This window comes from Methylobacterium crusticola, assembly GCF_003574465.1.
GTDB classification, from domain to species: Bacteria; Pseudomonadota; Alphaproteobacteria; order Rhizobiales; family Beijerinckiaceae; genus Methylobacterium; species Methylobacterium crusticola.
On sequence record NZ_QOWC01000272.1, the window covers coordinates 1 to 8638 of the forward strand.

The 8638-nt window shown below is 74.3% G+C and carries 7 protein-coding genes; 6 read left to right on the forward strand and 1 reads right to left on the reverse strand.

The window, feature by feature from the left end:
- From DT057_RS32725 to DT057_RS32745, 5 genes are all read left to right on the forward strand, one after another.
- A partial coding sequence (locus DT057_RS32725; RefSeq protein WP_162501583.1) for an ABC transporter ATP-binding protein occupies window positions 1-794 on the forward strand: 794 nt, incomplete at its 5' end.
- Window positions 781-1485 carry an ABC transporter ATP-binding protein gene (locus DT057_RS32730; protein WP_128566205.1) on the forward strand — a complete coding sequence of 235 codons (705 nt, stop codon included), beginning with the start codon at window positions 781-783 and terminating at the stop codon, window positions 1483-1485. The genes DT057_RS32725 and DT057_RS32730, both read left to right, overlap by 14 nt.
- 1 nt (window position 1486) lies before the next feature.
- Window positions 1487-2293 carry a 3-oxoacyl-ACP reductase FabG gene (gene fabG, locus DT057_RS32735; protein ID WP_128566206.1) on the forward strand — a complete coding sequence of 269 codons (807 nt, stop codon included), beginning with the start codon at window positions 1487-1489 and terminating at the stop codon, window positions 2291-2293.
- A 40-nt stretch (window positions 2294-2333) separates the two neighbouring features.
- On the forward strand, window positions 2334-3122 hold the full coding sequence (locus DT057_RS32740; protein WP_128566207.1) for a shikimate dehydrogenase family protein: 789 nt from the start codon (window positions 2334-2336) through the stop codon (window positions 3120-3122).
- 4 nt (window positions 3123-3126) lie between these two features.
- The gene (locus DT057_RS32745) at window positions 3127-4740 is read left to right on the forward strand and encodes a GMC family oxidoreductase (protein WP_128566208.1); all 1614 of its coding nucleotides are present in this window, start codon (window positions 3127-3129) and stop codon (window positions 4738-4740) included.
- Between the two features lie 49 nt (window positions 4741-4789).
- Here DT057_RS32745 and DT057_RS32750 read toward each other — a convergent pair whose 3' ends face one another.
- Entirely contained in the window at window positions 4790-6640 is a 1851-nt protein-coding gene (locus DT057_RS32750; protein WP_128566209.1) for a M3 family oligoendopeptidase, read from the reverse strand.
- A gap of 255 nt (window positions 6641-6895) precedes the next feature.
- Here DT057_RS32750 and DT057_RS32755 point away from each other — a divergent pair, with 255 nt between their 5' ends.
- The gene (locus DT057_RS32755) at window positions 6896-8383 is read left to right on the forward strand and encodes a sigma-54-dependent transcriptional regulator (RefSeq protein WP_128566210.1); all 1488 of its coding nucleotides are present in this window, start codon (window positions 6896-6898) and stop codon (window positions 8381-8383) included.
- Window positions 8384-8638 lie beyond the last annotated feature (255 nt).

The window sequence follows — 8638 nt, forward strand, 5'->3', positions numbered from 1 at the left end:
CCGCCCCGGTGCCGGCGGCGCCCGCGGCCCGCGCCGCCCCCCCGCCCATCGGGGAGGACATCCTGCGGGTCGAGGGCCTCCAGAAGCGCTTCGGCGGCCTGCACGTGACGAACGACGTCGGCTTCTCGCTGCGGGAGGGCGAGATCCTCGGCCTCATCGGCCCGAACGGCGCCGGCAAGACCACGGTCTTCAACATGGTCTCGGGCTTCCTCAGGCCCGACGCGGGCCGGGTCGCGGTGCGGGGCCCGGACGGGACCTGGCGCAGCCCCGCGACGCCGGCCGACTTCGCGGCCCTCGGCGTCGGGCGCACCTTCCAGATCGTCCAGCCCTTCGCCGCGATGACGGTCGAGGAGAACATCATGGTGGGGGCCTTCCACCGGCACGCGGACGTGCGCGAGGCCCGGGCGGTGGCGCGCGAGACCGCCCGCCGGATGGGCCTCGGCCCCTGGCTCGACGTCGAGGCCCGGGGCCTGACCATCGGGGGCTTCAAGCGCCTGGAGGTGGCCCGCGTGATGGCGATGCGGCCCCGCATCCTCCTGCTCGACGAGGTCATGGCCGGCATCAACCAGACGGACGTGCGCCGCGCCATCGACCTGATGCTCGCGATCCGGGACGGCGGCGTCAGCATCATCGCCATCGAGCACGTGATGCAGGCGGTGATGTCGCTGTCGGACCGGGTGATCGTGCTCAATTCCGGGCGCATCATCGCGCAGGGCCGGCCGCAGGAGGTGGTGCGCGACCCCGCCGTCATCGAGGCCTACCTCGGCCAGGACTTCGCCCATGCTCACGCTTGAGGGCGTCCACGCGGGCTACGGCGCCACCACCATCCTGCACGACGTCTCGCTCGAGGTCGGGGCCGGCGAGGTCGTCACCATCATCGGCGCCAACGGCGCCGGCAAGACCACGACGCTGCGCACCGTGGCGGGCCTCCTCGCCCCGAGCAGCGGGCGCATCACCTTCGAGGGCGAGGACGTCACGCGGCTCTCCGGCCACCGGATGGTGGAGCGGGGCGTGACCCTCGTCCCGGAGGGCCGCCAGCTCTTCCCCGAGATGACGGTGCGCGAGAACCTGCTCATGGGCGCCTACCGCCGGGCGGCGCGGCAGCGGCAGGCGCGGACGCTCGACGAGGTGCTGGACCTCTTCCCCCGGGTGCGCGAGCGCCTGGGCCAGAACGCCGGCTCGCTGTCGGGGGGCGAGCAGCAGATGGTCGCCATCGCGCGCGGCATGATGGCCCGGCCCAAGCTCCTGATGTTCGACGAGCCCTCCCTCGGCCTCGCGCCGCTCGTCGTCGCCCAGGTCTTCGCGGTCGTCGACCGGATCGTGCGCACCGGCGTCACCGTGCTGATCGTGGAGCAGAACGTGTTCCACACGCTCCAGGTCGCCGACCGCGGCTACGTCCTGGAGAACGGCGAGATCGTGCTGCGGGACGACGCCCGGGCGCTCCTCGCCAACGACCACGTCCGGCGGGCCTATCTGGGGATCTGAGATGGCGACACGCGAGACCAATCCGGCCGGCCTCGAGCGGCGGCCGAGCCATGCCGGCCGGTGCGTGCTGGTGACGGGGGCGGGCCGCGGCATCGGCCGGGCGATCGCCGCGGGCTTCGCCGCCCGCGGCGCGACCGTCGGCGTCGCCGACGTCACCCCGGACGACGTCGCGGCGACCGTGGGGCTGATCGAGGCCGCGGGCGGGCGCGCGCACCCGCTCCGCCTCGACGTCGCCGACTACGCGGCCGTGGCGGACGCCCTCGCGGCGGCGGCCGCCGCCCTCGGCGCCTCCTTCGACACGGTGATCAACAACGCCGGCATCTCGCCCAAGCACGGGGGCGTCGCCCACAAGGCCTGGGAGATGGACCCGGCCGAGTGGGACCGGGTGATCGCCGTCAACCTGTCGGGGGCGTTCAACACCGTGCGGGCGCTCGTCCCCGCCATGCGGGAGGCCGGGCGCGGCTGGATCGTCAACATGTCGTCGATCGCCGGCAAGACCCACTCGCCGATCGTGGCCTGCCACTACGCGGCCTCGAAGGCGGGCCTGATCGGCCTGACCAAGCACCTCGCGGCGGAGCTCGGGCCCTTCGGCATCCGGGTCAACGCCATCGCGCCGGGGCGCATCGAGACGCCGATGGTCCTGGCGGTGAGCGCGGCGGTGAACGCCGAGCAGGCCCGCCTCACCCCCCTCGGGCGCCTCGGCGCGCCCGAGGAGGTGGCCGACCTCGCGCTCTACCTGACCTCGGCCGAGGCGAGCTTCGTGACGGGCCAGACGGTCGACGTCGCGGGCGGCCTCTCCATGACGTGACGGGCCCGGGGCGCGCGGGGACGACAGACGAGCGAGCGGCATGCGAGAGATCACCGGAACCACCCGCATCTACGGGATCCTGGCGGACCCGATCCACCACGTGAAGACCCCCCAGGTGATGAACGCGCTCCTCGCGCGGGCCGGCATCGACGGCGTCCTGGTCCCGTTCCACGTGGCGCCGGACGGCCTGGCCGGCGCCGTCGACGGCCTGCGCCGGATGCGCAACCTCGGCGGCTTCATCGCCACCGTGCCGCACAAGACCGCCATGCTCGGCCTCTGCGACGAGGTCGCGCCCGAGGCCCGCCTCGTCGGGGCCGTGAACTGCGTCCGCCGCGACCCGGACGGGCGGATGGTCGGCACGATGCTGGACGGGCTCGGCTTCGTGGCGGCGCTGCGGGCCTGCGGCGAGGATCCGCGCGGCCGGCGAGCCTGCCTGGCCGGCGCCGGGGGGGCGGCGAGCGCCATCGCGTTCGCCCTCGCGGGGGCGGGCGTGGCCCACCTCACGGTGGTCAACCGGACCGCCGCCCGGACGGACGCGCTCCTGGCGCGCCTGCGCGCCGCCCATCCCGGACTCTCGCTCGCGACGCAGGCGGCCCCGGGCCACGACCTCCTCGTCAACGGGACCTCGCTCGGCATGCGGCCGGGCGATCCCCTGCCCCTCGACGCCTCACTCCTCGCCGACCGCCCCTTCGTGGCGGAGGCCATCATGGAGCCCGAGACGACGCCGCTCCTCGCCGCCGCCGAGGCCGCGGGCTGCCGCATCCAGCGGGGGCGGCCGATGCTCGAGGGCCAGATCGCCCTCATGGCGGGCCACATGGGAGCGCTCTGAGGCGATGCCGCACGACCAGCCCGAGACCTTCGACTACGTCATCGTCGGCGGCGGCACCGCCGGCTGCGTGCTGGCGAACCGGCTCAGCGCCTCCGGCCGCCGCACCGTGCTGCTGCTGGAGGCGGGCGGGCGGGCGCGCCACCCCTGGATCGCGATCCCGGCGGGCTTCAGCAAGCTCCTCACCAACCCGGTCTACAACTGGCGCTTCCGGACCGAGCCCGAGGAGGCGACCGGGGGCCGGGTCATCGCGGTGCCGCGCGGCCGGGGGCTCGGCGGCTCGACGCTCATCAACGGCATGATCTACGTCCGCGGCCAGCCGCAGGATTACGACCACTGGGCGCAGCGCGGCTGCACCGGCTGGGGCTTCGAGGACGTGCTGCCGTACTTCCGGCGGATCGAGGATTACGGGGGGCCGGCCGGTCCGCTGCGCGCCCGGGGCGGGCCCCTGCCGGTCGTCGAGGTGGCCGAGCGGCCCGCCATCGCGGAGGCCTTCATCGCGGCGGCCGGGGCCGCCGGGTATCCCCGCAACCCCGACTACAACGCCGCGAGCCAGGACGGCTTCGGCTACTACCAGGTGAACCAGCGCGCCGGCCGGCGCGCCAGCGCCGCCGACGCCTACCTGGCGCCCGCCCGGGGCCGGCCGAACCTCTCGGTCCGGACGGACGCCCACGTCCTCTCCCTCACCTTCTCGGAGGACCGGGCGACGGGGGTCGTGGCCCGGATCGGCGGCGAGGCCCGGCGCTTCGCGGCCCGGGGCGAGGTGATCCTGGCGGCCGGCGCCGCCCAGACGCCGCAGATCCTGGAGCTGTCGGGCATCGGCGATCCCGCCATCCTCGGCGCCATCGGGGTGCCGGTCCGCCACGCGGCGCCCGGGGTGGGCGCCAACTACGTCGACCATTACTGCACCCGCATGAACTGGCGGGTGAAGCTGCCGGTGACGCTGAACGAGGCGACCCGCGGCCTGCGGCTCGCCCTCTCGGTGGCGCAGTACGCGGCGACCCGCCGGGGCATCCTGACGCTCGGCACCGGCCTCGCCCACGGCTTCGTGCGCACGCGCCCGGGCCTCGCGGGCCCCGACATCCAGTACTTCTTCATGCACGCGAGCTACGCCAACGCGGCCGAGCGCAGGCTCGACCGGGAGCCCGGCATGACGGTCGGCGTCACGCAGCTGCGGCCGCAATCCCGGGGCACGATCCACGCCGCGTCGGCCGACCCCCTGGCGCCCCCGGTCATCCGCCCGAACTTCCTCGCCGCCGAGGAGGACCGGCGCGCGATGGTCGAGGGCATGAAGATCGCCCGCCGCGTCGTCGACCAGGCGCCGATGGACCCCTACCGCGCGCACGAGCTCGCCCCGGGCCCGGATTGCCGCACGGATGACGACTGGCTCGCCTTCGCCCGCCGCGACGGCCAGACGATCTACCACATCTGCGGCACCTGCCGCATGGGGCGCGACCCCCTCGCGGTCACCGACCCGGACCTGAGGGTGCGGGGCGTCCGGGGCCTGCGGGTGGTGGACGCCTCGATCATGCCCGACATCGTGTCGGGCAACACCCAGGCGGCGGTGTTCATGATCGCCGAGAAGGCCGCCGACCTGATCGGGGCCGAGGCGGCCGCCTGAGGACCGCGCCCCGCGGCCGGGCGGGGCGCGGCCGCGGCGCGCGGGCGCCTCAGGCCTCCATGGCCTCCAGCTCGGCGATCATGCCCTCGATCATCGACAGCCCGATCTGCCAGAAGGCCGGGTCGCGGGCGTCGAGCCCGAAGGGGGCGAGGAGCTCCCCGTAGGGCTTGGTGCCGCCCGCCGCCAGGAGCGCGAAGTAGCGCTCGACGAAGCCCTCCTCGGCCCGGCTGTAGACGCCGTAGAGCGAGTTCACCAGGCAGTCGCCGAAGGCGTAGGCGTAGACGTAGAAAGGCGAGTGGACGAAGTGCGGGATGTAGGCCCAGTACGGCTCGTAGCCCGCATCCAGGTCGATCGCGGGCCCGAGGCTCTCGGCCTGCACCGACATCCAGAGGGCGCAGATCTGCTCGGAGGTCAGCTCGCCCTCGCGCCGGGCGAGGTGGATCTTGCGCTCGAAGGCGTAGAACGCGACCTGGCGCACCACCGTGTTGATCATGTCCTCGACCTTGGCGGCGAGCATCGCCCGGCGCTGCACCGGGTCGCGGGTGGCCTCGAGCACGCGCCGGAAGGTCAGCATCTCGCCGAACACGCTCGCGGTCTCGGCGAGGGTGAGGGGCGTCGGCGCCATCAGGGCGCCGTTGCCGGCGGCCAGCACCTGGTGCACGCCGTGGCCGAGCTCGTGGGCGAGCGTCATCACGTCCCGGGGCTTGCCCTGGAAGTTGACGAGCACGTAGGGGTGGGCGGAGGGCACCGTCGGGTGCGCGAAGGCGCCCGGCGCCTTGCCGGGGCGCACGGGCGCGTCGATCCAGTTGCCGTCGAAGAACCGCCGGGCGATCTCGGCCATGCGGGGCGAGAAGGCCCCGTAGGCCGACAGCACCGTCTCGCGGGCCTCGGCCCAGGGGATCGTGCGCTGCTCGACCCGCGGCAGCGGCGCGTTGCGGTCGAAATAGGCCAGGCTGTCGCGGTTGAACCACCGGGCTTTCAACCGGTAGTAGCGGTGCGACAGCCGCGGATAGGCCGCCTGCACGGCCTCGACCAGGGCCGCCACCACCTCGGGCTCGACCCGGTTGGCGAGGTGGCGGGCATCCGCGACGTCCGGGAAGCCGCGCCAGCGGTCCGAGATCTCCTTGTCCTTGGCGAGGGTGTTGGTGATCAGGGTGAAGACCCGCAGGTTCGCCCGGAACACGCCGCTCAGGGCCGCGGCGGCGTCCCGGCGCACGCCCTCGTCGGGGTCCTGGAGCCTGTTGAGCGTCGGCTCGAGCGTCAGGTCCTCGCCCCGCAGGGGGAAGCGCAGGGACGCGATGGTCTCGTCGAAGAGCCGGTTCCAGGCCGCCCGGCCGGTCACCGACTTCTCGAGGAAGAGCTTCTCGGCCTCGTCGCTGAGCTGGTGGGGCTTCTCGCGCCGGATGTCCTCGAGCCAGGGCCGGTAGCGCGCGAGGGGCGGCAGCGCCGTCGCGGCGTCGATGCGCGCGTCGTCGGCCCGGTTGAGCTCGAGGGTGAAGAACAGGAGATCGCTCGAGGCCGCGGTCAGGCGCTCCTGGGTGTCGCCGTAGAACTTCGCCCGTCCCGGGTCGGTGGTGTCGCCCGAGTAGACGAGGCCCGCGTAGGACATCAGGCGGCCGAGCAGGTCCTCGATGGCCTCGTAGGCCGCCACCGCGGTGCCGAGCCGGTCGGGCGCGTCGGCGCCCTCCGCCAGGGCCGCGACGCGGCCCCGGTAGGCCGCCGCGAAGGCGCGGCACTCGCTCTCGGCGCGCGCGAGGTCGGCCGGGAAGGCCGGGTCGTCGAGGCCCGCGTAGAGGTCCGAGAGGTCCCATTCCGGCAGCGGGCCGAGATCGACCGCGCGGGCCGTGGCCTGGGCGGCGCTCAGGGCGGTGTCCGACGGCGCGGCGGCTCTGGTCGGCATGGTGCGGGATCCTCTCGGGCAGGGGGCGGGGCGGGGCGCGAGACCGACATATCGGCCGCTCCCCGGCGGCGATCAACCGAGCCCGCGGCCGCCCGCCGTGCGGCGTCGCGGCGCTGGGCAGCGGCCCGTTGGCGTTAAGGGCGACTTTACGGTTGTGCTCCAGCATCCGGTTCGAAACGGAACAGCCGCGCGAATCGGGCCCACCGGCCCGGCCCTCCGGGCGCCGGGCCCGGCCGCGCGCCGGAAGGGGAAGAGATGTCGACCACGGTCCTCATCGTCGACGACGATCCCGTGCAGCGCCGGCTCGCCGAGGCGATGGTGCGGCGCCTCGGCTTCGGGGCCGTGCTGGCGGAGGGCGGGGCCGCCGGCCTCGCGGCCCTGCGGGCGCCCGACAACGGGATCGACGTGGCGCTCCTCGACCTCGTGATGCCGGGGGGGCTCGACGGGCTCGGCGTGCTGGCGGAGCTGCGCCGGAGCGGCATCGACACGCCGGTCATCGTGCAGACCTCGAACGGCTCCATCGACGCCGTGGTCAACGCCATGCGGGCCGGCGCCGTCGACTTCGTGGTCAAGCCCGCGGGCGCCGAGCGGCTCCAGGTCTCGATCAAGAACGCCCTCCAGGTCGACCAGCTCCAGGACGAGATCCGGCGCATGCGCCGGCGCGCCTCCGGCGCGCTCACGTTCCGGGACTTGGCCTCGAAGAGCCCCGACATGGGCCGGGTCACGCGCCTCGCCGAGCGGGCCGCGAAATCCACCATCCCGGTCCTGATCGAGGGCGAGTCCGGCGTCGGCAAGGAGGTGCTGGCCCGCGCCATCCAGGGCTCGGGCGAGCGGCGCGGCAAGCCCTTCGTGACGGTCAATTGCGGGGCGATCCCCGACAACCTCGTCGAGTCGACCCTGTTCGGGCACGAGAAGGGCGCCTTCACGGGCGCGACCGAGCGCCACCTCGGCAAGTTCGTCGAGGCCTCCGGCGGCACCCTGTTCCTCGACGAGATCGGCGAGCTGCCCCTCGACGCCCAGGTCAAGCTCCTGCGGGCGCTCCAGGAGGGCGAGGTCGATCCCGTGGGCGGGCGCAAGAGCGTGCGGGTCGATATCCGGCTGATCTCGGCGACGAACCGCTCGCTCCTCGACCTCGTCAAGCAGGGGCGCTTCCGCGAGGACCTGTACTACCGCCTCAACGTCTTCCCGATGACGCTGCCCCCCTTGCGGGCGCGGCGCGAGGACATCCCGGACCTCGTGCGCTCGTTCTGCGCCCGCTTCGCGGCCGAGGAGGGCAAGCGGGTCCGGGGCATCACCCCGGAGGCGATGGCGCTCCTCGCCCGCTACGACTGGCCCGGCAACGTGCGCCAGCTCGAGAACGCGCTCTTCCGGGCCGTGGTGCTGGCCGACGGCGACGAGCTCACCGTGGCGGAGTTCCCCCAGATCGCCGCCCAGGTCGAGGGGTTCGACGTGCGCATCCCGCCGGCCCCGAGCCTGCCCGAGGCCGGGTCCGGCCCCGCGCCGGTGCGGGAGATCGTCCGGGTCGAGGTGCGCGATCCCCACGCCCTCTCCCTCGTCACCGAGGAGTCCGGCGAGATGAAGACCATGGAGGGGCTGGAGGGCGAGATCATCCGCTACGCGCTCCAGTTCTACCGCGGGCGGATGTCGGAGGTGTCGCGCCGCCTCGGCATCGGGCGCTCGACCCTCTACCGCAAGCTCAAGGAACTCGGCCTCGACGACGAGAAGGCCGAGGACGCGGCGTGACCCGGACGCCGCTATGCTCCGGCGAAGCGGCACGTGCGCCATCGCACGGCGTGCCTTCGGCGGCCCACTAGCTTAGATTGGCAGCGTGGCCGCTTCTCGGTCGCGGGTTGGCAGGAGACGAGTATGGCTCCCACGCGCAGGGCTGCCGGCGCGGCGGTTCAGGCCGCCATCGCGGTGCTGCTCGCCGGCGGCGCCGGGGCGGCGCGCGCCGCCGAGGCGTCCCCGGCCGTGAGCGCGCCGGCGCCGTCCCCGGGC

What these genes read in the sequence shown, in the direction of transcription:
- DT057_RS32730 (WP_128566205.1), top strand. Translation starts at nt 781, where the DNA reads ATGCTCACGCTTGAGGGCGTCCACGCGGGCTACGGCGCCACCACCATC.
- fabG (WP_128566206.1), top strand. Translation starts at nt 1,487, where the DNA reads ATGGCGACACGCGAGACCAATCCGGCCGGCCTCGAGCGGCGGCCGAGC.
- DT057_RS32740 (WP_128566207.1), top strand. Translation starts at nt 2,334, where the DNA reads ATGCGAGAGATCACCGGAACCACCCGCATCTACGGGATCCTGGCGGAC.
- DT057_RS32745 (WP_128566208.1), top strand. Translation starts at nt 3,127, where the DNA reads ATGCCGCACGACCAGCCCGAGACCTTCGACTACGTCATCGTCGGCGGC.
- DT057_RS32750 (WP_128566209.1), bottom strand. Translation starts at nt 6,640, where the DNA reads ATGCCGACCAGAGCCGCCGCGCCGTCGGACACCGCCCTGAGCGCCGCC.
- DT057_RS32755 (WP_128566210.1), top strand. Translation starts at nt 6,896, where the DNA reads ATGTCGACCACGGTCCTCATCGTCGACGACGATCCCGTGCAGCGCCGG.